Here is a 23269-nt window from a genome sequence, read left to right as displayed (position 1 = left end):
GGTGCCTACTTCCGTGCGTTGTCGTGTGCGGTTGGCGATGACCGGGTCAACGGCGCCTGGGGCGCAGCGCCCGGTCGGCGATGGTCAGTACGAGGAGCACCAGGCTCAGCACGCCCGCGGTGGCGGCCATGCCGTGCAGCCCGGCGTCGGTCGCCCGCGACCCGTAGAACAGGCCGATCAGGCTGGACGCGGCGATCGCGCCGAGGTACTGCGCGGTGCGCTGCAGTCCGGCCGCGGCGCCGGTGCCGCCGGGCGGCGCCTGCGCGTAGACGGCGGCCTGGTTGCCGGTGGAGGTCAGTCCCTGCGGCAGGCCGAACACCGTGCCGATCAGCAGCACGGCCGCCAGCGGAGTGTGCCGCCCGGCCAGCAGCAGCCCCGCGCTGCCCACCGCGAGCAGCGCCGCGGCCAGCGTGAGCTGGGCCCGAACTCCCTTGGTGCGGGCGCCCAGCAGCGAGCAGACGGCGGCGGCCACCGACATCGGCAGCATCACCAGCCCGGCGTCGAACACCGAGACGCCATGAGCCTCCTCCAGCCACTGCGAGTAGCCGTACATCACGCAGTAGATGATCAGGTACGCGACGCAGTGCCGTAGGTAGGTGGTGGTCAGCGCACGGTTGCGGGTCAGCATGCGCAGGTCGAGGAACGGGACGGTACGGCGCAGCTCCCACCAGGTGAGCAGCGCGCCGAGCACCACGAGCACCGGCAGCAGCAGCCACCGGGGGTGGTCGAGCCGCATCAGGAACACCGTGGTGGTGGTGAGCACGGCACCGAACAGGGCGATGCCCAGCGGATCGATCCTCGCCGTGGTCCGCGACGGTCCCTCGGGCCTGCCGCCCGGCAGCCACAGCGCCGCCAGGACCAGCGCGAGCAGCGACAGCGGGATGTTCACCGCGAAGATCGCGCGCCACCCGAGGGTGGCCGTCAGCACTCCACCGAGCACCGGACCGACCGCCGCGCTGGACAGCCCGGCCAGTGACAGCAGCCCGAGCACGGTGCGCGGCGTCTCCTGACCGAGTCGCTCGGACTCGGCGCGCAGCAGCGCCATCGCCGCCGGGTACGCGGCCGAGGTGCCGAAGCCCAGCAGCACCCGGGAGGCCACCAGCCAGCCGAGGCTGGGCGCGAGGGCGCCGACCGCGCCCGCGGCGCACACCAGCACCAGGCTGACCAGGAAGACGCGGCGCGGCCCGAGCAGGTCGGCGAACCGGCCCATCAAGGGTTGGCCGATGGCGCTGGCCAGATAAAGCGAGGCCATCAGCCAGGCGGTCTGCGCGGCGCCCACGTGCAGATCTGTGCCGATGGCCGCCAACGCGGTCGCGATCATGGTCGAGTTGACCGGGTTCAGCACGGATCCGAGCAGCAGCGGAGTGATGAACTTCCGCCCGAATCCGGCGTGTTCGCCGGTGCCCGAGCGGGCCGCCGCGGTGCGGGCCCCTACGCGTGTCACGACTCGGCCAGCCGCTTCAGCAGCGCGATGGCCTCGGTCAGGGTGCGCCGCTCCGCGGTGTCGAGAGCGTTGGCGATGGCCTCGGCGAGCCAGGTCTCCTTGGCGTGCCGCACCGAGGTCAGGCCCTTGCGGCCGGCCGGGGTGAGGGAGAAGACCACCTGGCGGCCGTCCGTGGGGTGCGGGGAGCGGGTCACTATGCCCTGCTCCTCCAGCGCGCCGAGGGTCATCCGCATGGATTGCGGACGAACGCGTTCCGCGCGCGCCAGCGCGGCGGTGGTGGCCGGTCCGTCCCGGTCCAGCCGCCCCATCACCGACCGCTGCGTCGGGGTGAGCGCCCCTTCGGGGGATTCCGCCCGCAGCCGTCGCATCAACTGGCCCACGGCGACAGACAGTTCCGTCGCCGCGTCGGCGCCGCCGGCTGTGGGGCCCGCTGCCTTTTCCGTCATGCCTGCACGGTAAACAATCAACAGGCAAACTTGCAAGTTTGCCTGTTGATCGTCTCCGGCGGGCTCCGCTCTGGGGGTGGAGCCCGCGGGGGGCTCGGGGGAGCGGGTTCCCGAAGGGGTTCGGGGGCCGCGCCCCCGGGGAGGCTTCCTTTCCCGCGCAGTGGTCTTGCCACGGAGAGCCAAGGGCTCATACCGTCGTCCTCTCAGCCGCGATCTACGTGCGTAGATACGGCGTGACGTCGCGTCAAAGGAGCTGTCCGATGGCCACAGTTGTACGCGCCGCACTGGTTCAGGCGACCTGGACCGGTGACACCGAATCGATGATCGCCAAGCACGAGGCGCACGCCCGCGCGGCCGCCGCCCAGGGTGCCAAGGTGATCGGCTTCCAGGAAGTCTTCAACGCCCCGTACTTCTGCCAGGTGCAGGAGCCCGAGCACTACCGCTGGGCCGAGCCGGTCCCCGACGGCCCCACCATCCGCCGGATGTCCGCACTCGCCCGCGAGACCGGCATGGTGATCGTCGTCCCCGTCTTCGAGGTCGAGCGGTCCGGTTTCTACTACAACACCGCCGCCGTCATCGACGCCGACGGCACCGTCCTCGGCAAGTACCGCAAGCACCACATCCCGCAGGTCAAGGGCTTCTGGGAGAAGTACTACTTCAAGCCGGGCAACCTGGGCTGGCCGGTCTTCGACACCGCGGTCGGCCGGATCGGCGTCTACATCTGCTACGACCGGCACTTTCCCGAGGGCTGGCGGGCGCTGGGCCTGGCCGGGGCGCAACTCGTCTACAACCCGTCCGCCACCTCGCGCGGACTCTCCGCCTACCTGTGGCAGTTGGAGCAGCCCGCCGCAGCGGTCGCCAACGAGTACTTCGTCGCCGCCATCAACCGCGTCGGACAGGAGAGCTACGGAGACAACGACTTCTACGGCACGTCCTACTTCGTGGATCCGCGCGGCCAGTTCGTCGGCGACACCGCCAGCGACAAGGAGGAGGAACTGGTCGTCCGAGACCTCGACTTCGCGATGATCGACGAGGTCAGGCAGCAGTGGGCGTTCTACCGAGACCGCCGGCCCGACGCCTACGGCGACCTTGTGGAGCCGTGATCGTTATGACGGCCATGACCGAAACCTCCGCACCCGGAAGCCACGCCACCCTGCACGCCCGTCACCGCGCCGTCATGCCGGACTGGCTCACCACGTACTACGAGCAGCCGATCGAGATCACCCACGGCGAGGGCCGCCACGTCTGGGACGCGGAAGGGAACAGGTACCTCGACTTCTTCGGCGGCATCCTCACCACCATGACCGCGCACGCCCTGCCCGAAGTCACCCGGGCGGTGAGCGACCAGGCCGCGAGGATCCTGCACTCCTCCACGCTGTACCTGAACCGCTCCGCGGTCGAACTCGCCGAGCGCATCGCCCGGTTGTCCGGTATCCCGGACGCCAGGGTCTTCTTCACCACCTCCGGCACCGAGGCCAACGACACCGCGCTGCTGCTGGCCACCACGTACACCCGCTCCAACCAGGTGCTGGCGCTGCGCAACAGCTACCACGGCCGTTCCTTCTCCGCCATCGGCATCACCGGCAACACCGCCTGGTCACCGACGAGCCTGTCACCGCTGCAAACGCTGTACGTGCACGGCGGCGTCCGCAGCCGCGGCCCCTACGCCCATCTCACCGACGCCGAGTTCACCGCCGCGTGCGTGGCCGACCTGGAGGACGTCCTCGGGCAGGCCAACGGCTCGGTGGCGGCGCTGATCGCCGAACCCATCCAGGGCGTGGGCGGGTTCACCACCCCGCCGGACGGACTGCTCGCCGCGTTCCGCGAGGTCCTCGCACCACGCGGCATCCTGTGGATCACCGACGAGGTGCAGACTGGCTGGGGGCGCACCGGAGAGCACTTCTGGGGCTGGCAGGCGCACGCCCGGTCGGGGCCGCCGGACATCCTCACCTTCGCCAAGGGCATCGGCAACGGACTGTCCATGGGTGGTGTGGTCGCCCGCGCGGACGTGATGAACTGCCTCACCGCCAACTCCATTTCGACGTTCGGCGGCAGCCCGGTCACCACCGCGGGCGCGCTCGCCAACCTCACCTACCTGCTGGAGCACGACCTCCAGGGCAACGCCCGGCGGATCGGCGGACTGCTGGCCGCCCGGCTCAGCTCGATCGCCGCCACCTCACCCCTGGTACGGGAGGTACGCGGCCGGGGCCTGATGCTCGGCGTGGAACTGGTGGAGCCCGGCACCGACGAGCCCTCGCCGCGGGCCGCCGCCGCGGTTCTGGAGGCCGCCAGGGAAGGCGGACTGCTGGTCGGCAAGGGCGGTCGCGAGGGCAATGTCCTGCGCATCGCACCGCCACTCACCCTCACGGTCGCAGAGGCCGAGGAGGGCGCCGGAATCCTGGAGGACGCGCTGCGCACCGCGCTGGCGGGACTGCGAGACGGGAGGGCAACGCCATGACCCGTACCGAACGTACGGTGATCCGCGGCGGACTGGTGATCACCGCGGCCGACGAGGTGCACGCCGACGTCCTCATCGAGGGTTCCAGGATCGCGGCGCTGGCCGCGCACGGCAGCGGCGCCGCGGCCGGATGGACCGCCGACCGCACGATCGACGCCACCGGAAAGTACGTCATCCCGGGGGGAGTTGACGCGCACACCCATATGGAGATGCCGTTCGGCGGAACCTTCGCCTCTGACACCTTCGCCACCGGGACCCGCGCCGCCGCATGGGGCGGCACCACCACCGTCATCGACTTCGCGCTGCAGAGCGTCGGCCACTCGCTGCGCGAGGGACTCGACGCCTGGCACGCCAAGGCCGACGGGCAGTGCGCCGTCGACTACGGCTTCCACATGATCCTCGCCGACGTCAACGAGCACACCCTGAAGGAGATGGACCTCCTCGTGGAGGAGGGCTGCACCTCGTTCAAGCTGTTCATGGCGTATCCCGGGGTGTTCTACAGCGACGACGGCAAGATCCTGCGGGCCATGCAGCGCGCCTCGGGCAACGGCGGGCTGATCATGATGCACGCCGAGAACGGCATCGCCATCGACGTGTTGGTGGAGCAGGCGCTGGCGGCCGGGCAGACCGATCCGCGCTACCACGGGGAGGTCCGCAGGGCGCTGCTGGAGGCCGAGGCAACGCACCGCGCCATCCAGCTCGCCCGGGTCGCCGAAGCGCCGCTGTACGTCGTGCACGTCTCCGCCGCCGAGGCCGTCACCGAGCTGGCACACGCGCGAGACCTGGGGCTCGACGTCTTCGGCGAGACCTGTCCGCAGTACCTCTTCCTGTCCACCGACGACCTGGCCAAGCCGGACTTCGAGGGCGCCAAGTACGTCTGCTCCACGCCGCTGCGCCCGGTGGAGCACCAGGCCGCGCTGTGGCGGGCGCTGCGCACCGACGACCTGTCGGTGGTCTCCACCGACCACTGCCCGTTCTGCTTCAACGGGCAGAAGGAGCTGGGCCGCGGTGACTTCTCCAGGATCCCCAACGGCCTTCCCGGTGTGGAGAACCGGATGGACCTACTCCACCAGGCCGTGGTGGAGGGGAAGTTGAGCCGCCGCCGCTGGATCGAACTGGCCTGCGCCACCCCGGCGCGGATGTTCGGCCTCTACCCGCGCAAGGGCACCCTGTCGCCCGGCGCCGACGCCGACGTCGTGGTCTACGACCCGCACGCCGAGCAGGTCATCTCCGCCGAGACCCACCACATGAACGTCGACTACTCCGCCTACGAGGGCAAACGGGTCACCGGGCGGGTCGAAACCGTGCTGTCGCGCGGCGAGTTGGTCATCGACGCCCGCACCTACGTGGGGCGGGCAGGGCACGGCCAGTACCAGCCGCGCGGCCTGTGTCAGTACCTGACGGGACACTAGGGAGGGCAGATGGACTTCGGACTGGTCCTGCAGACCGATCCGCCCGGATCGGCGGTGGTCGAACTGATGCGCCGCGCCGAGCACAACGGCTTCCGCTACGGTTGGACCTTCGATTCCACCGTGCTGTGGCAGGAGCCCTACGTCATCCACAGCCGGGTGCTGGAGCACACCGAGCGGCTGATCGTCGGGCCCATGGTCACCAACCCGGCCACCCGTGCCTGGGAGGTCAGCGCCGCGACCTTCGCCACCCTGAACGAGATGTACGGCAACCGCACGGTGTGCGGGATCGGCCGCGGCGACTCGGCGATGCGGGTCACCGGCCGCAAACCCAACACCCTGGCCACGCTGAGCGAGGCGATGCACGTCATACGCGAACTCGCGGAGGGGCGCGAGGTGTCGGTGGACGGGACCTCGCTGCGGTTGCCCTGGGTCAAGGACGGCAGGCTGCCGGTGTGGATGGCCGCCTACGGACCCAAGGCCCTGGCCCTCGCTGGGCGCGAGGCGGACGGCTTCATCCTGCAACTCGCCGATCCGTTCCTCACCGAGTGGATGGTCAAGGCGGTGCGCACCGCCGCCGTGGACGCGGGGCGCGATCCGGGGGACGTGACCATCTGTGTGGCGGCGCCCGCCTACGTCACCGACGGAACGGAGGCGGGGCTCGCCCACGCCCGTGAGCAGTCGAGGTGGTTCGGCGGCATGGTCGGTAACCACGTCGCCGACCTCGTGGCCCGCTACGGTGAGCATTCGGCCGTGGTCCCCGAGGAGTTGACCGCCTACATCGAGCAGCGGCAGGGCTACGACTACTCCCACCACGGCCGCGTCGGCAACCCCGACACGGCCTTCGTCCCCGACGCCGTCGTCGACCGCTTCTGCGTACTGGGCCCCCCGGACGCCCACATAGAGAAGCTGGAACGGCTACGCGAGCTGGGCGTCGACCAGTTCGCCCTCTACGCCATGCACGACGCCCGCGAGGCGGTGATCGACGCCTACGGCAACCACGTAATCCCGGCCCTGGGCTAGCGCTTTGGGGCAGGCCCCCACCGAGGGCCCGGGGGCCTGCCCGACCAGCAAGAACCGCCAGCGCGGCAAGCGCACCCCGGCCTGCGCGTCCACGCGATCCTCTGGCAGTGTGGTGACTGTGAAGCACTCGCCGACGACGGAAGCGGTAGTGATCGGGGCCGGTCCCAACGGGCTGACCGCGGCGATCGAGCTGGCCAGGGCCGGGGTGGCGGTCGAGGTGTTCGAGGCGGGCGACACCGTGGGCGGCGGAGCCCGCACCGAGGAGCTGACGCTGCCCGGCTTCCGGCACGACCCGTGCTCCACGGCGCACCCCTTCGGCATCGGCTCCCCGATCTTCAAGACGATGCCGCTGGACAAGTACGGCCTGGAGTGGGTGCACCCCGACCTGCCGATGGCCCACCCGTTCCCCGACGGCTCCGCGGCCGTGCTCTCCCGTGCCGTCGGCGAGACCGCCGCCTCGCTCGGACCGCGTGACGCGGGCGCCTACCGCCGGATGCTCGCCCCGTTCCTGGGCCACTGGGACGAACTTGCCCGGGACGTGATGCGCGCGCAGTGGACCGGCCTGCCGAGCAGCCCGCTGCTGTTCGCGCGGTTCGGCATGCTGGGCGGGCTGCCCGCCGCCGTACTGGCCCGCCGCTTCCACGACGCTCCCGCGCGCGCCCTGATCGCCGGCTGCGCCGGTCATCTGAGCACTCCGCTCACCGGGCTGACCACGGGCGGCGCGGCGCTGATGTTCCTGCTCGCGGGCCACTCGGTCGGCTGGCCACTGGCCCGCGGCGGATCCCAGTCCATCGCGGACGCGCTGGCCGGATACCTCACCGACCTCGGCGGCACCATCCACACCGGCACCACCGTGACCTCGCTGCAGGAACTGCCGCCCGCCCGGGCCTACGTCTTCGACACCTCGCCCACCGCGCTCACCAGGATCGCCGGGCTGCCGAAGGACTACCGCGGCTTCCGCTACGGAGCCGCCGGATTCAAGATCGACTACGCGTTGGACGGTCCGGTGCCCTGGCACTCCCCGCAGGCCACCCGTGCGGGCACCGTCCACGTCGGCGGCACCCTCAGCGAGGTCGAGGCCGGGCTGCTGCCCGCCCTGCACGGCAGCGCACCTGAGAACCCCTACCTGCTCGCCGCCCAGCCCAGCCTCTTCGACCCCACCCGCGCGCCCGAGGGCAAGCACGTCTTCTGGGTCTACGGGCGGGTGCCCAACGGCTGGCGGGGCGACGCCACCGAGGCGATCGAGCGGCAGCTGGAACGCTTCGCCCCCGGCTTCCGGGACCGGGTGCTCGCCCGTGCGGTCAGCGGCCCGGCCGAACTCGCCGCGCACAACGCCAACTACGTGGGCGGGGACTACGCCTGCGGCTCCACGGCGGGACTGCGGTCCGTGCTCCGGCCGACGCTGCGCCGGGTCCCTTACGCCACCAGCGATCCCGCGGTCTTCCTGTGCTCCTCCGCCACGCCGCCGGGTCCCGGGGTGCACGGGATGTCGGGCTTCCACGCGGCGCGGGCGGTGATCAGGGCGATGTGGCGGGACCGGGCGGGCGGCTCCGCCCGGCCGTCGCACGGTTGGTAGCGGTCGTCTTGCGGCAGGTTGAGGGGGCTCCTAGCCTTACTGATCAGTAGCTCCCGGGAAGTCAGAAAGGTGCCCGCCATGGCGACCAGCGACGCCCTCGACCTCGGCGCCCTCGATCTGCGGTCCGTCGACCCCGCTGAGTTCGCCCGCATCGTCCGGGACACACCCGCCAGAAGGACCGCCGAAGTGATGGCCGGGCCGCACCGCAGGCGGGTGCTCGACGAACTCTTCCGCCGCATGGAGACCCTGTTCAAACCGGCCGAGGCAGGCGACCGCACCGCGCTGGTGCGTTGGCGCATCACCGGTGCGGGCGACGTCCTGGACACCTATGAGACGTACATCGCGGACGGCCGGTGCGTGGTCACCCCGCACGGCACCGACCGCCCCGCCCGGCTGACGCTCACCATGGCCGCTCCGGAACTGCTCAGGCTGGCCTCCGGCAACGCCTCGGGACCGGCCCTGTTCCTCACCCGCAAACTGAAGATGCAAGGTGACCTACGGCTGGCCGGAGGGCTGCTGTCCTACTTCGACATCCCCCAGGCGTGAACGTGTTCACCACGCGCCCCACCCTCCAGGGCACGTTCGGCATGGTGTCCTCCACCCACTGGCTGGCCTCACAGTCCGCCATGGCGGTACTGGAGGACGGCGGCAACGCCTTCGACGCCGCCGTCGCGGCCGCGTTCGTACTGCACGTGGTCGAACCACACCTCAACGGTCCGGCGGGCGAGGTCCCGATCATCCTCGCCCCCGCGGACGGCCCGGTACGCGTGCTGTGCGGCCAGGGGCCCGCGCCCGCGGGCGCCACCATCGACCACTACACAGGGCTGGGGCTCGAACTCGTGCCCGGCACCGGCCCGTTGGCCGCCGCCGTACCGGGAGCCTTCGACGCCTGGCTGCTCCTGCTGCGCGACCACGGCACCAAGCCGCTCGCCGACGTACTGACCCATGCCATCGGCTACGCCGAACACGGCCACCCCGCGGTCGAAGCCATCGGTGGCACCGTCGAAGCGGTACGCGAACTGTTCCTGCGCGAATGGACCACCTCCGCCGAGCTCTACCTGCCCGCCGGGCGCCCCCCGGCCCCCGGGCACCTCCTGAGGAACCCCGCGCTGGCCCGCACCTGGCGCCGCCTCATCGCCGAGTCCGAGGCGGCCCCCGGCAGCCGGGAGAACCGGATAGACGCCGCCCGCCGGGTCTGGCGTGAGGGCTTCATCGGCGAGGCCCTCACCTCCTTCGCAGCCCGTCCCGCTCTCGACACCAGTGGCGAACGGCACGCCGGAGTGCTCACCGGCGACGACCTGGCGAACTGGTCCGCCTCCTACGAGGCGCCCGCCACCTACGACTGGAACGGCTGGACCATCGCCAAACCCGGCCCCTGGAGCCAGGGCCCGGTCTTCCTCCAGCAACTCTCCCTGCTGCCAGAGGAGTTGGAGTACGGCGCCGAGGACTACCCGCACCTGCTGATCGAGGGCACCAAGCTCGCCATGGCCGATCGCGAGGCCTGGTACGGCGACGCCGACCCCGGCAACGTCCCCCTGGACGACCTCCTGTCAGACTCCTACGCCGCCGACCGACGGCAACTCATCGGCGACACCGCATCGCGCGACCTGCGCCCTGGCAGCCCCGGCGGCCGCACCCCCCGACTGCCCCACCAGGCCCAGCGCGCCGCCACCGGCCAGAGCAGCGAACAAGCCTGGGATCCGCTGGCCGTCGCCGGAGCGGGCGAGCCCACCGTCGCGACCAACGGCGCGACCCGCGGCGACACCTGCCACCTCGACATCGTCGACCGCTGGGGGAACATGATCGCCGCGACCCCCAGCGGCGGCTGGCTGCAGTCCAATCCGGTCGTCCCCGAACTCGGCTTCCCGCTGGGCACCCGACTCCAGATGACCTGGCTGGAACCGGGGTTGCCGAACTCCCTCACCCCCGGCCGACGCCCCCGCACCACCCTCTCCCCGTCCATGGCACTGCGCGACGGACAGCCCGTGATGGCCTTCGGTACCCCTGGTGGAGACCAACAGGACCAGTGGAGCCTGCACTTCTTCCTCGCCGTGGCACTGCGTCCCGCCGTGCGCCGCGTACTTGACCTCCAAGGCGCCATCGACGCCCCGAACTGGCACAACGACAGCTTCCCCAGCTCGTTCCACCCCCGTGCCATGCGGCCCGGCAGCGTCACCGTCGAGTCCCGCCTGGGGGAGCGGACGGTCGTCGGGCTGCGGGCCCGCGGGCACCATGTCACGGTCGGCGGGCCCTGGTCCGAGGGGCGGCTGTGCGTCGTCGCCCGGGATCCCGCCACCGGTGTGCTCAGCGCCGCCGCCAACCCCCGGGGTATGCAGGGGTACGCGGTCGGCCGCTGATCTCGTGGCAGCTCACCGGTGGCGGTCGCGTATGGACCGCGCGTCCTGGGCGTCGAGTTCTATCCCGAAGACCTTCGCCAGCACAGTGGGCAACTCATCGGCCGGGACGTCCCGCCGCTGGACGCTGCCCTCCGGGCGCTCCGTGCGCAGTTCCTGGCCCACCAGGGTGCGCCGGACATCGGGGCCGTTGCGCTGCACGATGACACGCGGGGTGAACGGCGACCGCGGATGGGTGGACGTGTAGTAGTTGAACAGTCCGTAGTCGACCGGGTAGCGCGGTTCCAGCGTGAAGGCGTGCAGATCGAACCAGCCGTCCGGGCGATGACTGCGCAGCAGGAAGACCCCCGGCGCCTCCTCCACGAGGTCGAACGTCCAGCCGCCGTGCCGCAGTTCGACGCCGGTGCGCAACGGGATCGGCTCCAGCGGGCCGTCACCACCGAAGCCGACGTCGGCCAGCCAGCCCTCGCCGGCGATGTCCACCCGCAGCAACATATGGGTGGTGGCCCTGCGTTGATCGCTGCCCATGCGGACCCGCGAGGCAAGGCCGGTGACGGAGTATCCGAGCCGCTCCAGCACTGCGGCGAACAGCAGGTTGTGCTCGAAGCAGTAACCGCCGCGCGACTGCCCGACCAGCTTCGCCTGGACCGTCGGCACGTCCAGCGGCACCGACCGGCCCAGCACGATCTCGAGGTTCTCGAAGGGGATGGCGGCCAGATGCCCGCGGTGCAGCGCCCGCAGGGTGTCGAACGTCGGCCGCAGCGACCCGTCGTAGCCGATGCGGCGCAGATACGCGTCGAGATCCAGTTCGGCGCCACTCCACAGTGACTCGGTCATCGTCGACCTCCTCCGTAGTCTCCCCGGGCGTGCTTCTTCCCTGTGCACTCCGCCATTTCGAAGTGTTGTCCCGATCGTCGCACGGGGGTCTGACAACCGGCTCTGCCAGGCCCGACCTACCGGCCGTCGACCGGCGGGAAGCCCTCCGCGACCAGGGCCGCCAGATCCAGGTACCGCTCCCGCGTCGCCGGGCGCAGCAGCGCCGGATCGGGGAAGCGACCGCCCGCGAGCCCACCGTCCGACGGAATGCTCACAAGGCCCCGGCAGCGCCCGCGCAGCCGGTCCGACAGATCCCGCTGCGCACCCGCACTGCCGTGGTGCTGGGAGATCACCGCGATACTCCGCGCCACCAGCCGGTCGGAGGCGGTCTGGGTGACCTGGTCGAACAGCGCTTCCGTGGCGTCGACCACCGCCCCCCTCTTGCTGGACGGCGCGGCCACGACCACCAGTTGGTCCACCAGCGAGTCCGTCAGATGACCACTGGGCAGCGGCATGTCGGCGTCCGTGTCGGTGATCAGCACATCGCACTCGTCGCGCAGGCTGTTGACCAGCCCCCGATAACTTCTCGGCGTGCTCAGCGGGCCGCCCGGGTTGCGTTCGATCCTCGGGATGCGCAGGCCGGAGGCGTCACTTCCGGCGAACCACTTGCGGTCGTTGGTGATGAGCACGACCCTGCTGTTCTGCCGCACGGACGCCAGCAGCGCGCCGAGCGCGTGCGCCGTGGTCGAGGCACCCGCGAAGCGGAGGGTGCTGGCCACGACGATCCGGTGGCAGCGGGCCAACGGCCGCTGGATCAGCTCCAGTTGCCGCTCCTGCATCTGCCTGCCCCAGGCGGTGCGGCGCTGCGGCACCCACAGCCGCGCGGAGGGCGACGGCGCCTCCACCACGGGCGCCGGGGCCTCGTCCACCACCAGGTCCTCAGCGGAGTCGTCGTCCGCCACATCGAGCGGCGGTGACCACCGCCCCGCCCCGCCCTGCAGCAGTGCCGCGAACGCGTCCGCCACCTCGCGTGCGCTGGGCCGTGTCCGCGGATCCAGCGCGAGGCACCGGCTCAGCACCTTCCGCAGCTCGGGATGGGGGACGCGGGGGAGCCAGGACGAGGAGCCGCGCAACTCCCCCTCCTCCGGACTCCACGGCATCGAACGGGAGTTGAGCGCGATCAGCAGCGTGCCGAGCGAATAGACGTCGGAGGCGGTCGCCACCCCCAGTTCGTGCGTCGGGGGATGGACAAGGGCTCTCGACCAACCGGTCAGTCGTACCGACGCGTGTCCGGTGACCAGGACGGACGCCGGGGTCAGGGCGCCGTGCGCCATACCCTGTCCGTGGCAGCGGCTCACCGCCTGAGCCAGGCTCCAACTGAGTTCGTAGCACAGGGTGGAACCAGGAGACGGATCCTTCTGCCTTACGAAGGCGGGTAGTTGGGGTGCGGGCTCGCCCGTCGCCGCGACCAGCAGCTCCTCGGCCGTCCAGAAGGGCGGCTCGACCGAGTTGTGGTCGCGTAGCGCGGGCGCGTACTGACCGCCCATCCGCGTCAGCGCCTGGGCCACCCGCTCGGTGAGGTGGTGGGCGTCCTCCGGATCCGCAAAGCGCGGCACCCGCAGCAGCGCCTCCCGCCCGTAACCGTCCCGGCCCAGATAGAGCACGGCGAACCCGCTGGCCTCGCTGCGTGCGTACAGCTCGTACGGCCCCAGGGAGCGCGGGTCTTCGGGGCCCAGCGGCCCCCAGGCCCGCTGCCGTGGCGCCGGGCGTCCCACCGGCGCGCCCAGATGCCGCATGAGCCGTGCGTCGAGCTCGGCGAACGGCTGGGACGCACCGGTGACCTGGTCCGTCCCGCCGGGGTGCGCCAGCCAGGCGGGGAAGTCGGGTGACCGGCCGACGAGTTCACCGAGTCGATCGGCCACCGCGCTGCTGGTGCGGGCCAGTTCGGCGGCCGGAACGGTGTCCAGCAGGATCTTGCGGGACTCCTCGGTGAAGTCGAACGTCTGGTGCTGCGGTCCGGTGCCGCTGCCGCCGCCGTCCGTGCGCCGCATCAGGCCGCCCAGGAACACCTCGGCCAGATGCGCCGTCTCCGCCCGCCACGGCACCGCCGACTGCACCAGCCGCATCACCGGTACGGAGACCGGCGCCACCGCCGCCAGATGCGCGGCGAGCCGGTACGCCTCCGGGGAGGCGGCGCTGCGGAACCGCAGCACCGGATCACCGCCGTTGCGGGACGGCACGGCGGGTCGCGGTGTCTCCTGCGGCGCGTCGGCCAGCAGCGGCAGCATCTCGCTGCCGCCCGCGGACGCGACCAGCCGCGCCCATCTGCCCACCGAACCGGGCTCCGGTTCGAGTACGGGAATGGGCATGCCGTCGAACGGTGCCAGCTCCGGCGGCAGCACCGGATCGGCCACCTGCCACGTCCGGTTGGCCGCCCAGGTCTGGTGGACGGACACCTCCCAGTCCTCCGTGCGGATCCCGGACGTGTTCCACATCCGGGCGGGCAGCGCGTGCAGCACGGCCGTCGGCCCGCAGACCGCCCAGCGCTCAAGCACCCGCCGCATCCGCCCGTCCCGCCAGGCCGCGCCCACACCGTCACTGACCACCAGGACCAGTGTCCGCCCGGTCGGATCCGCGACCGACCCCGGACGCAGGCCGGCCGCCCGCGCGGCGAACGGGCGCCCCCGCAGCGCGGGTTCGCCCGGACCACGGGTGTCGAGCCCGTGCACCCGTACCGATCGGAACGCGCCGAGCCGCTCCAGTAGCGAGCGCGACTCGGCGGCGAGCCGGCGCCACAGCAGCATGGACAGCCCGTCGTCCACGATCAGCGCCAGGTCGAGTCGGCGTTCACCCGCGGGGCGCAGCACCAGGTCCGGTAGACCGGTCTCCGCCATGGCGTCGGCGGTGGCCCGCTCGTCCAACTCCATCAGCCGGCCGCCGGGATGCCGCTGCTTCAGCGGCCGCAGCGCGCGTCCCAGCCGCAACTCCACGGCTCCCAGGGCCTTTTCCTCCGGCGCGCGGACCGCGAGCGCGGCCAGCGGTGCGTTCCTCACCGCCTCGGAGGAGGGCGTCAGGGCGGCGCTCGCGTGCAGCGCACCCGGAGACAGGTCCTGATCAGGAGGCGCCTCCTGCTCCGCGGCCAGTTCCCGCATGGCAGACGGCACCTTGGTGGCCGCCTCCGAGACGCCGGTCACCGGAGTCGGCTCCGCCGCGGCCAGCGCTCTGGCGAGCGGTGCCGAGGCGTCGGCGGGCAGCCGCTGGGCCAGCCACAGGGCGTCCAGCAGCTCCTGCGGCGAGAGGTCCACCCCGCAGTCGGCGAGCACCCGCCGCACCCGCCCGGGCATCGCGGTCAGACCGCCCCGCCGAGCCGGTGCAGTACGGCGTCCAACAGGCCCTCGGCGCCCAGATCGACACCGCCCGCGCGCAGGAACACCGCGTTCAGCAACTGGTCGGTGGCCAGCTCACCCGGCGCCCGGCGGGCCAGGAAGTCCCGCAGCAGACCGTCGACCGCCTCCAGCGCGTCCTCGCCGAGGTGCGCGGTGACGATCTCGCGCAGCCGCTCCTCGTCCGGGTCCGGCAGGTCCAGCCGGACGCAGCGCCGCAGGAAGGCGGGTGGGAAGTCCCGTTCGCCGTTGCTGGTGATGATCACGACCGGGAACTGGGTGCAGCACACCCGGCCGCGCACCACCGGTACCGGATCACCGTCCGGATCGTCCGGGAAGACCTCGACCTCGGACTGCTCACGGGGCAGCCTGGCCAGCTCCGGGATCTCGAACGAGCCGTCCTCGAAGACCGCCAACAGGTCGTTGGGCAGGTCCACATCGCCCTTGTCGAGTTCGTCGATGAGCAGCACCCGCGGTCGGCTCTTCGGCAGCAGCGCCGTGCCCAGCGGCCCGAGCCGTACGAAGGAGCCGATGCCGGGCTCGGGTGACTCCTCGCCGCGGTCGCGGCGCAGCGCGGTCTCGCGAAGCCGCCCGATCGCGTCATATCGGTACAGTGCGTCCTGGAGCACGGAACGGCTGTTGACCGGCCAGGTCAACACCCGGCCCAGGTCCAGCTCATGGGCGATCGCCCGCGCCAGCGACGACTTGCCGGTGCCCGGATGACCGGTGACCAGGAGCGGGCGGCGCAGATGCAGTGCCGCGTTGACGACATCGGACTCCGCCCGACCGATCAGGTACGGGCGCGGCGCCTGTCCATGAGGCGCCTCGCCGAACCGGCGCCATGGCGGCGGTTCCGGGAAGACGGTGTCGCGGACCGTACCGTCGCCGCGGAACAGCCGCCAGTCGCCGTCCTCGGTGTTGCCGTTCACTTCTCCTCCGTCATTGCCACCGGGTCCGCGAGCCACAGTCCACCTGGAAGCGGTCGGTCCGGATCCTCCCAGACCAGCGAGGGCCGCGCGGTGCGCTCCGAATCGGCGTACACACCGACACGGAAGTCCCTGACACGTTCCGGCAGCGAGTCCAACGGGCCCGCGGAATCGATCTCGTCCAGATGCCGCCCGTCGTCCCGCCCGGCCGCCGTCCGGTCCCACAGCACCACCGGAACGCCCATGAACAGGCACACCTGAAGCAGTTGGATGCGACGGGCCACGGGGCCGTGCAGCACCACCCGGCCGGTCGAACGCTGCCGCGTCCTGTTGAGTGTATCCTTCAACGCCCTTACGTCGCCCATGAGTTCGTCCACCGCCAGCGTCTCCTCGGTGCGGCATCCGGCCCATCGTCGCCGAAGGTCCGCCGCGCCCGTCGGAGACCTTCGGCGCAGCTCCGGGCAGCGCAGCACCACACGGAAGTCGGCGCCGAGTGCCGCCGGGGCGAAGATGCCGTACGGGTCCGTGTCGTCCGGCTCGGCCTCGCGCCACTCGTCCACCGGCAGTTGCAGCGCGTCGCGATCCACCACGAATTCGACCAGAGGCGCCTCCTCGTCGTCCGGCGCCACCGTGTCCCGCACCAGGCCGGCGATCTCCGGGCCGCTCAGCGGGCGGTCCGCGCCCGTGGAGGCGCGGGTCGCGGTGCCGTCCGGGGCCATCCGCCACACCGTGCACCGGTAGGCGCCGGACGGGTCGCCGGGGCGCCGGGTGAGCCGGACGACGGTGCCGCCGCTGTCGGTGTGGCGGCTGCTGGCCCACTCCTCGGCGTCCCTGCGGCGTTCGGCCAGCGCGGCCGGGTGGATGCCCAGCCGGGTGGCCACCTGGTCGCTCCAGCCGCACAGTTCGTCACCGGCCGCGCCGTCCAGCGCCGCCGCCACGTACTCGGCCACGCGAAGCAGTGCGGGCACCCGCGGGGTGCCGTCCGGTACCCGCCCGCTGTCGCCGAGTTCCTCCAACGCGTCCACCGCTGCTTCCACGGCCTCCGGCGCGATCCTCGCCGCCCGTACCGGCTGCGGCAGTTCCGCGTAGGCGAGCGCGCCCCGCGCGGCGCGCGGCAGCAGGGCCGGGTCGGCCTTGGCGTGCTGCCGCAGCAGGGCCAGCAGGTAGTGGTGTTCGGTGTACGACAGCAGCCGGGAGCCCGCCGCCAGCGGGCCGGTGGCGTGCAGGGTGTCGATGGCGTCACGGGCCGAGGAGCTGTGCGCGGTCGGTACCAGCACCTCGGTGAGCGACGGCAGGGCACGCGGATACTCGGCGAGCACCGCCGCCAACTCCTCGTACGTGGGCGCGGAACCGTCGTCCAGGGCGTGCAGTCCGCACTGCTCGGCCAGCCGCCGGGCCTTGTCGGCGCGCTCCGCCGGGTCGCTCAGCAGCGCCGCCAGCGGCAGCAGCAACTGGTGCGGCACCCGCTGGGCGTCCTCCGCGCCGTCGCCCGCCGCGGCGAGCAGCGGGCCTGCCCCCGTGGACTCCAGCTCCGCGCGCACCGCCTGCCACGGGATGGCCCAACCGCGGCGCACCACATGGTGGGCCGCCAAGGGGCCGTCGGGCGCCTGGAGTTGCGCCGCCACCAGGCCCACGAAGGCGCCCTCGCGCTCCGACCACAGGGGGCCGCCGCTGTAACCGGGCCCGATCGCCGCGCCGGACAGCTCACCGTCGACATAGCCGATCCAGCCGTCGCACTCCTTCACCATGACCTCGACGAACGTGGCCGCGTGCCCACCGCCGTGCCAGGCGCGCACCCCCTGCCCCGGCACCATCTCCGACCAGCGCGGCGGCACCGCGGGCGCGGGGGCGTCGAGTTCGAGCACGGCGAGGTCGCCGCTCCAGTCCAGCCCGCCGCCGGTGCGCCGCGGCGGCACCCAGTGCGCGACCCGCGCCTCGTGCGGCGCCCGGGAACCGGTGCCGGGGAAGACGGCCCCGATCCGTACCGGCCCGGGATCGGCGGGCGCCAACAACTCCTTTCCCAGCGCCACGTTGACCACATGGGCGCAGGTCAGCAGATGGCGCTCGGTGAGCAGCACCCCGCCGCCGGCGGCCCGGCGGTCGCTCTCCCGTAACACGGAGACGAAGGCGCCGTGAACCCCCGCCGAGTCATCCCCGCTGGCGTACCGGAACCACCCCATAGGTGCTCACTCCGAATCCTGACCGACCTGCCAGGAAGCCGTGACCATCAGGCTCGCGTGCCCACGGGCGCCCACGATGCCGAGCTTGAGGTCCTGGCCGATCTGGACACCGAACTCGACGCTGATCTCCTGCGGCGGGTTCTTGATGGCGCTGACCGAGTCGTGCACCTCCTGGAGCAGCGGGCCGAGTGGGCGCAGGCTGAACCGCAGCGCCTCCGAGGTCAGTGCCGAGGCGGCGGCACCCGCCCGGCCGACGGGCGCCGACCCGGCGATGCCGTCCGGCAGGTCAGCGGCGTCACTCCCGGCATCGTCCGCCGCGGCGGGCTGCTGGAGGACACCGACCGGCGCGAGTTCCAGGCGCACGGAGGTGTCGGGGTCGAGTTGTATCTCGGCGTATTGCGGCACACACCCATTGTGCCGATCAATACGCCGGGCGGCGCCGATTTTCGGTCGAACACGTGGTGCCCTTGCTGGGATTCGGCGCTGAGTCCTCGTGGGTCGCGGGCGGCCGTGTGACCGCTGGTGCGCGATGTTGTGGTTGCTCGCCGCCGGGCGGGACTTGGTCGCTGGCGCGTCGCCAAACCTCCGAGCCGCTCGCGATTTCCGGCCAGCGCCCTTTGGGCGGTGGTCAGTTGTCGGTGTCGCGCTCGCGCACCGGCTCCGCGACCGGGCGCGGTGGTGTGCGCCGGACGGCCGCGCGTTCGGTCAACGCGTCACCCACGGCGGCGCGGCCCGCGGCCCGCAGGCCGTGCAGTGCGTGGTGCCGGGCCGGGCCCGCGCCGGGGTCGGTGCACAGTTCGCCCAGCAGCGACCAGCACAGCGCCAGCATCACCACAACGAACGGCAGTGCCACCAGGATCGTCACCGTCTGCAGCGACGACAGCCCGCCCGCCACCAGCAGCGCGGCGGCGACCGCCGCCATCAGCACCCCCCACACCGCGACCAGCCAGGTGCGCGGGTGCAGCGCGCCACGACTGCACAGCGACCCCATCACCAGCGAGGCCGAGTCCGCGCTGGTGATGAAGTAGGTCATCACCAGCACCATGGCGATCCAGGACGTCACCGTCCCCAGCGGCAGTGACCGCAGCAGCCGAACAGGGAGGCCTCGGCGCCCTGGGTGACGGTCGAGGTGAGCGGGGCCGCCCCCGTCGCGTCCAGCCGGCTCGCGCTGCCGCCCATCACCCAGAACCACACCACCGTCGCCCCGCTGGGCACCAGCAGCACGCCGACCAGGAACTGCCGGATGGTACGGCCGCGGGAGATGCGTGCGATGAACGTGCCGACGAACGGCGCCCAGGACAGCCACCACGCCCAGTAGAAGATGGTCCAGCTGCCGAGCCACTTGGCGTCCACGAACGCCCCGGTGCGCGACGACATCACCAGCATGTCGTGCAGATAGCCGCCGACGCTGGCCGGAACGCTGTTGAGCACGTACACGGTCGGGCCGACGACGAACACGAAGACCATGACGACGGCGGCGAGCACCACGTTGATCGTGCTCAGCCATTTGACGCCCTTGTGCAGTCCGGAGAAGGCGGAGGCGACGAACGCCGCGCTCAACGCGGCGATGACGACCAGCTCCAGCGCCCTGGAGTCGCGTACCTGGGCGGTGAGTTGGAGGCCCTTGACGACCTGTAGGGCGCCCAGGCCGAGGCTGGTGGCAGTGCCGAAGACGGTGGCGAAGACGGCGAGCAGGTCGATCGCGCGACCGGGCCAACCCCGCGCCCGCGCCTCGCCGATGAGCGGGACGAACACCGAACTGAGCCGGTTGCCGCGGCCCTTGCGGAATCCCGCGTAGGCCAGCGCCAGCCCGGCCATGCCGTAGATGGCCCACGGCTGGAGGGTCCAGTGGAAGAACGAGTACTCCAGCGCGGTCCTGGCCGCCGCGGGGGAGTGCTGCGGAACGCCGCTTCCTGGTGGCGGGTTCACATAGTGCTGGAGTGGTTCGCCGACGCCGTAGAACATCAGGCCGATGCCCATGCCCGCGCTGAACATCATCGCCACCCAGGCGAGGTTGTCGAACTCGGGCTCGTCCTCGTCCCGGCCGAGCCTGATGAGCCCGAAGCGGCTGAAGGCGATCACCACGGCCAGTACCAGGAAGGCGTCGGCGGCGATCACGAACAGCCGGCCGAAGTTGCTCAGCACCCAGCGGAGCGCGGCGCTGGAGGCCCAGTCCAGCGATGCCCTGCCGAGGGCGCCCCACGCCACGACCGCGACTACCAGGAGGGCTCCGACGGAGAACAGTGTGAAGTCGGGGGACTCGTCGCGCGGTTCGTGGGCCAGGGGCTGATCGGTGTCCAGGGCACTTGTGTTGCCCCACTATGTCCGCATATGTGGGGCTGCTGGGAGTGGCTCGCCGACGGTGACCATGGGCACCGGGCCCACCGGACGGATAAGGTCCAAAGCGGCGCGACTTAACTCCTGGAGAGTGCAGAGGTGGCAGAAATTCGCAGCGTGCTGATCGCCGCGGACAAGTTCAAGGGTTCGCTCACGGCCACCGAGGTGGCCCAGCACCTCACCACCGGCCTGCGCCGGGCGGTGCCCGGCCTGCGCGTCGAGTTCCTGCCGGTCGCCGACGGCGGTGACGGCACGGTGGACGCGGCGGTCGCCGCCGGATTCGAACGGCGGACCGCACGCGTCACCGGGCCGCTCGGCGGTCCGGTGACCGCGGCCTACGCGCTGGGCGACACCGTGGCCGTGGTCGAGATGGCCGAGGCGTCGGGCCTTCGGCAGCTGCCGGACGGCGTCTTCGCACCGCTCACCGCGACGACGTACGGCACCGGGGAGCTGCTGCGCGCCGCGCTGGACGCCGGAGCGCGCACCATCGTGCTCGGGGTGGGTGGCAGCGCCACGACGGACGGCGGGGCCGGGATGCTGGCCGCACTCGGCGCGGAATTCACCGACGCTGACGGCAAGCCGGTCGGTTCCGGTGGCGCGGCGCTGGCCGCGCTCGCCGCGGCCGACCTCAGCGGCCTTGACCCGCGGCTCGCCGAGGCCGAGATCGTGCTCGCCAGCGACGTGGACAACCCGCTGCGCGGCCCCAAGGGCGCCGCGGCCGTCTACGGCCCGCAGAAGGGCGCCTCCGCCGCCGACGTCGTGGCGCTGGACGCCGCACTGGGCCGGTATGTGGACGTGCTGGGCAAGGCGGTCGGCGTCCGCGCGGTGGAGGCCGCGCAGGCCCCGGGCGCGGGCGCGGCGGGCGGCATCGGTTACGGGGCGCTGGTGGGCCTGGGGGCGGTGTTCCGGCCCGGGGTCGAGGTGCTGTTCGAGCTGCTGGGCTTCGCGGAGGCGCTGGCCCGGGCCGATTTCGTGATCACCGGTGAGGGCTCGCTCGACGCGCAGACGCTGCACGGCAAGGCCCCCGCGGGTGTGGCGCAGGCGGCGCGCGCCCGTGGGCTCGACGTCGTCGCGGTCTGCGGGCGGCTGGCGCTGCCACCCGCGGAGCTGGGGGCAGCGGGGATCCGCCGCGCCTATGCGCTCACCGAGCTGGAGCCGGACGTCTCCCGGTCCATCGCGGAAGCGGGGCCGCTGCTGGAGCGGGTGGCGCAGCGGATCGCCGACGACTTCCTGGTCCTGCGACGGCCGCCTCATTAACCACCGGCAACGACCGGTGGCCTGTTGACGCCTACAAGGACGAAAGGTGGGCGGGAGATCTCCCGCCCACCCAGTCCTACGCTGTGGAGGCTCAGCCCAGCGGCAGGCGCTCCGCGGCCCGTGCGGCCCGGGCGTCGCGCCGGTTGCCGCGGATCGTGTTCACCCGCCGGAAGGTGGCGAACAGCGGAATGACCGCCGCCATCACCACCTGGAGCGCCGCACCGGCCTGGAGCAGAACCTGCGCACCCGGGGAGTCGGCCGCCCAGGCCGCCAGGCAGCCCATGCTGATGAAGATCCAGCACAGGGTGGCGATCGCCAGTCGTCCGCGCGGCTTGGGGTACTCGACCCGGCTCACCATGAGCCATGCCACACCGACGATGATCGCCAGCGTCGGCAGGAACGGCAGCCGCAGCAGCGTCGCGGAGACGATCGTCAGGGCGCCCATGGGGCTCGGCATGCCCTGGAAGATCCCGTCCTTCATGGTGGTGCAGGAGAACCTTGCCAGCCGCAGCACCACGGCCAGCACCACCACGATCGCCGCCACCGCGGAGACGTGCTGGTGGCCGTCGTCGGCGACCATGCCCCAGACCACCACGAAGTACGCCGGTGCCAGCCCGAAGCTGATCAGGTCGGAGAGGTTGTCGAGCTCCGCGCCCATCGCCGAGCTGCGCAGCTTGCGCGCCACCAGGCCGTCGAACAGGTCGAAGACCGAGGCGAGCAGCATCAGCATCACGGCGGTGGCGGCGCTGTGCCGGGCCATCCCGCCGTCGGTCTGGCCCATCAGGTGCGGGACCAGCACGCCGGTGGTGGTGAAGTACACCGCCATGAAGCCGCAGGTGGCGTTACCGAGGGTGAGGGTGTCCGCTATCGACAACCGGGTGGACACCGGCATGTCGTCGGCGTCGTCCTCTTCGATCTCGGTGACCCAGGGAGGTTGTGTGTCGGGATCAACCACGGTCAAGGCGAGTCACCCCAGCCTGTGTGGTCTGGCCGACCTCGACGGCCGGCTCGATCCCCTCCGGCAGGTAGACGTCGACCCGTGAACCGAAGCGGATCAGCCCGATCCGCTCGCCCTGTTCCACCTTGGTGCCCTGTGTGACGTAGGGCACGATGCGCCGGGCGACGGCACCAGCGATCTGGACCATCTCGATGTCGCCCAGCTCGGTGTCGAAGTGCCAGACGACCCGCTCGTTGTTCTCGCTCTCCTTGTTGAACGCCGGAACGAACCCGCCGGGGATGTGCTCGACGGAGGTGACCGTGCCCGCCAGCGGGGCGCGGTTCACATGGACGTTCAGCGGGCTCATGAAGATCGCGACGCGGGTGCGGCCGTCCTTCCAGGGCATGATGCTCTGCACCACACCGTCTGCCGGGGAGATGACGCGGCCGTGAGCGATCTCACGCTCGGGGTCGCGGAAGAACCACAGCATGCCCGCCGCGAGGGCGGTGGTCGGTACGGCCACAGCCGCCCAGCGGCCGGAGCGTCGGGCGCGGGTCAGGCTGACCGCTGCGGCGGCGACGGTCGGGAGGAGCCACGGCGACGCTCCACGCGCGAGGCGGACCCGGCCGCGTTGTGCAGAGGATGGGCTGTGGGGCATGGATGACCTTCGTAGCGGAGGATTGCCGCGAGAGAAACGGGGACGGCGGCTTTTCCCGATGGTAT

General features: G+C 71.9%; 17 protein-coding genes and 1 pseudogene. 8 read left to right on the top strand and 10 right to left on the bottom strand.

The annotated features are described in order from the left end of the window. Positions 1–46: 46 nt before the first annotated feature. Together O5O46_RS30100 and O5O46_RS30095 are read right to left on the bottom strand one after the other, a co-directional pair. Positions 47–1444 carry an MFS transporter gene (locus tag O5O46_RS30100; RefSeq protein ID WP_269858788.1) on the bottom strand — a complete coding sequence of 466 codons (1398 nt, stop codon included), beginning with the start codon at positions 1442–1444 and terminating at the stop codon, positions 47–49. Further along, positions 1441–1890, bottom strand: a complete 450-nt coding sequence (locus O5O46_RS30095) for a MarR family winged helix-turn-helix transcriptional regulator (RefSeq protein ID WP_269858787.1) — start codon at positions 1888–1890, stop codon at positions 1441–1443. Before O5O46_RS30095 ends, O5O46_RS30100 begins: the two co-directional genes overlap by 4 nt. Positions 1891–2150: 260 nt before the next feature. Here O5O46_RS30095 and O5O46_RS30090 point away from each other — a divergent pair, with 260 nt between their 5' ends. From O5O46_RS30090 to O5O46_RS30060, 7 genes are all read left to right on the top strand, one after another. Continuing rightward, the gene (locus O5O46_RS30090) at positions 2151–2993 is read left to right on the top strand and encodes a nitrilase-related carbon-nitrogen hydrolase (protein ID WP_269858786.1); all 843 of its coding nucleotides are present in this window, start codon (positions 2151–2153) and stop codon (positions 2991–2993) included. Positions 2994–2998: 5 nt separating this feature from the next. Beyond that, positions 2999–4348, top strand: coding sequence for an aspartate aminotransferase family protein (locus O5O46_RS30085; protein WP_269858785.1), 1350 nt, complete (start codon positions 2999–3001; stop codon positions 4346–4348). Next, positions 4345–5760 carry a dihydropyrimidinase gene (hydA, locus tag O5O46_RS30080; protein WP_269858784.1) on the top strand — a complete coding sequence of 472 codons (1416 nt, stop codon included), beginning with the start codon at positions 4345–4347 and terminating at the stop codon, positions 5758–5760. The genes O5O46_RS30085 and hydA overlap by 4 nt, the downstream gene beginning before the upstream one ends. Positions 5761–5769: 9 nt before the next feature. Further along, the gene (locus tag O5O46_RS30075) at positions 5770–6780 is read left to right on the top strand and encodes a TIGR03842 family LLM class F420-dependent oxidoreductase (RefSeq protein ID WP_269858783.1); all 1011 of its coding nucleotides are present in this window, start codon (positions 5770–5772) and stop codon (positions 6778–6780) included. A 118-nt stretch (positions 6781–6898) separates the two neighbouring features. Further along, positions 6899–8356: a phytoene desaturase family protein gene (locus O5O46_RS30070; RefSeq protein WP_443072663.1), complete on the top strand. Its 1458-nt coding sequence runs from the start codon at positions 6899–6901 to the stop codon at positions 8354–8356. Positions 8357–8434: 78 nt separating this feature from the next. Beyond that, positions 8435–8902 (top strand): SCP2 sterol-binding domain-containing protein, encoded by a 468-nt coding sequence (locus O5O46_RS30065; RefSeq protein WP_269858781.1) that lies wholly within the window; start codon positions 8435–8437, stop codon positions 8900–8902. Between the two features lie 2 nt (positions 8903–8904). Next, positions 8905–10713: a gamma-glutamyltransferase family protein gene (locus tag O5O46_RS30060; protein ID WP_269858826.1), complete on the top strand. Its 1809-nt coding sequence runs from the start codon at positions 8905–8907 to the stop codon at positions 10711–10713. A gap of 12 nt (positions 10714–10725) precedes the next feature. Here O5O46_RS30060 and O5O46_RS30055 read toward each other — a convergent pair whose 3' ends face one another. The 6 genes and pseudogenes from O5O46_RS30055 to O5O46_RS30030 all read right to left on the bottom strand — a co-directional run bounded on the left by O5O46_RS30055 (position 10726) and on the right by O5O46_RS30030 (position 20259). Continuing rightward, positions 10726–11547, bottom strand: a complete 822-nt coding sequence (locus tag O5O46_RS30055) for an arylamine N-acetyltransferase family protein (protein ID WP_269858780.1) — start codon at positions 11545–11547, stop codon at positions 10726–10728. Between the two features lie 116 nt (positions 11548–11663). Further along, the gene (locus O5O46_RS30050; protein ID WP_269858779.1) at positions 11664–14870 is read right to left on the bottom strand and encodes an SAV_2336 N-terminal domain-related protein; all 3207 of its coding nucleotides are present in this window, start codon (positions 14868–14870) and stop codon (positions 11664–11666) included. A gap of 5 nt (positions 14871–14875) precedes the next feature. Further along, on the bottom strand, positions 14876–15838 hold the full coding sequence (locus O5O46_RS30045; protein WP_269858778.1) for an AAA family ATPase: 963 nt from the start codon (positions 15836–15838) through the stop codon (positions 14876–14878). Beyond that, on the bottom strand, positions 15835–18015 hold the full coding sequence (locus O5O46_RS30040; protein WP_269858777.1) for a VMAP-C domain-containing protein: 2181 nt from the start codon (positions 18013–18015) through the stop codon (positions 15835–15837). The genes O5O46_RS30045 and O5O46_RS30040 overlap by 4 nt, the downstream gene beginning before the upstream one ends. Before the next feature lie 6 nt (positions 18016–18021). Continuing rightward, positions 18022–18420 (bottom strand): CU044_2847 family protein, encoded by a 399-nt coding sequence (locus O5O46_RS30035; RefSeq protein ID WP_269858776.1) that lies wholly within the window; start codon positions 18418–18420, stop codon positions 18022–18024. A 223-nt stretch (positions 18421–18643) separates the two neighbouring features. Next, a pseudogene (locus tag O5O46_RS30030) lies at positions 18644–20259 on the bottom strand (BCCT family transporter). A gap of 210 nt (positions 20260–20469) precedes the next feature. Here O5O46_RS30030 and O5O46_RS30025 point away from each other — a divergent pair. Continuing rightward, positions 20470–21609 (top strand): glycerate kinase family protein, encoded by a 1140-nt coding sequence (locus O5O46_RS30025; protein WP_269858825.1) that lies wholly within the window; start codon positions 20470–20472, stop codon positions 21607–21609. 91 nt (positions 21610–21700) lie between these two features. Here the strand turns inward: O5O46_RS30025 and pssA are convergent, their stop codons facing one another. Next, positions 21701–22570, bottom strand: a complete 870-nt coding sequence (gene pssA / locus O5O46_RS30020; RefSeq protein ID WP_269858775.1) for a CDP-diacylglycerol--serine O-phosphatidyltransferase — start codon at positions 22568–22570, stop codon at positions 21701–21703. Further along, a complete protein-coding gene (locus O5O46_RS30015; RefSeq protein WP_269858774.1) occupies positions 22557–23204 on the bottom strand; it encodes a phosphatidylserine decarboxylase in 648 nt (215 codons plus the stop codon). The genes pssA and O5O46_RS30015 overlap by 14 nt, the downstream gene beginning before the upstream one ends. Positions 23205–23269 lie beyond the last annotated feature (65 nt).

Source organism: Streptomyces sp. RPT161, from assembly GCF_027533845.1.
GTDB classification, from domain to species: domain Bacteria; phylum Actinomycetota; class Actinomycetes; order Streptomycetales; family Streptomycetaceae; genus Streptantibioticus_A; species Streptantibioticus_A silvisoli_A.
The sequence above is the reverse complement of the archived record's forward strand: the minus strand, read 5'-3'. Positions and strand labels throughout refer to the sequence as shown.

What these genes read in the sequence shown, in the direction of transcription:
- O5O46_RS30095 (WP_269858787.1), bottom strand. Translation starts at nt 1,890, where the DNA reads ATGACGGAAAAGGCAGCGGGCCCCACAGCCGGCGGCGCCGACGCGGCG.
- O5O46_RS30090 (WP_269858786.1), top strand. Translation starts at nt 2,151, where the DNA reads ATGGCCACAGTTGTACGCGCCGCACTGGTTCAGGCGACCTGGACCGGT.
- O5O46_RS30085 (WP_269858785.1), top strand. Translation starts at nt 2,999, where the DNA reads ATGACGGCCATGACCGAAACCTCCGCACCCGGAAGCCACGCCACCCTG.
- hydA (WP_269858784.1), top strand. Translation starts at nt 4,345, where the DNA reads ATGACCCGTACCGAACGTACGGTGATCCGCGGCGGACTGGTGATCACC.
- O5O46_RS30075 (WP_269858783.1), top strand. Translation starts at nt 5,770, where the DNA reads ATGGACTTCGGACTGGTCCTGCAGACCGATCCGCCCGGATCGGCGGTG.
- O5O46_RS30065 (WP_269858781.1), top strand. Translation starts at nt 8,435, where the DNA reads ATGGCGACCAGCGACGCCCTCGACCTCGGCGCCCTCGATCTGCGGTCC.
- O5O46_RS30055 (WP_269858780.1), bottom strand. Translation starts at nt 11,547, where the DNA reads ATGACCGAGTCACTGTGGAGTGGCGCCGAACTGGATCTCGACGCGTAT.
- O5O46_RS30050 (WP_269858779.1), bottom strand. Translation starts at nt 14,870, where the DNA reads ATGCCCGGGCGGGTGCGGCGGGTGCTCGCCGACTGCGGGGTGGACCTC.
- O5O46_RS30040 (WP_269858777.1), bottom strand. Translation starts at nt 18,015, where the DNA reads ATGGGGTGGTTCCGGTACGCCAGCGGGGATGACTCGGCGGGGGTTCAC.
- O5O46_RS30015 (WP_269858774.1), bottom strand. Translation starts at nt 23,204, where the DNA reads ATGCCCCACAGCCCATCCTCTGCACAACGCGGCCGGGTCCGCCTCGCG.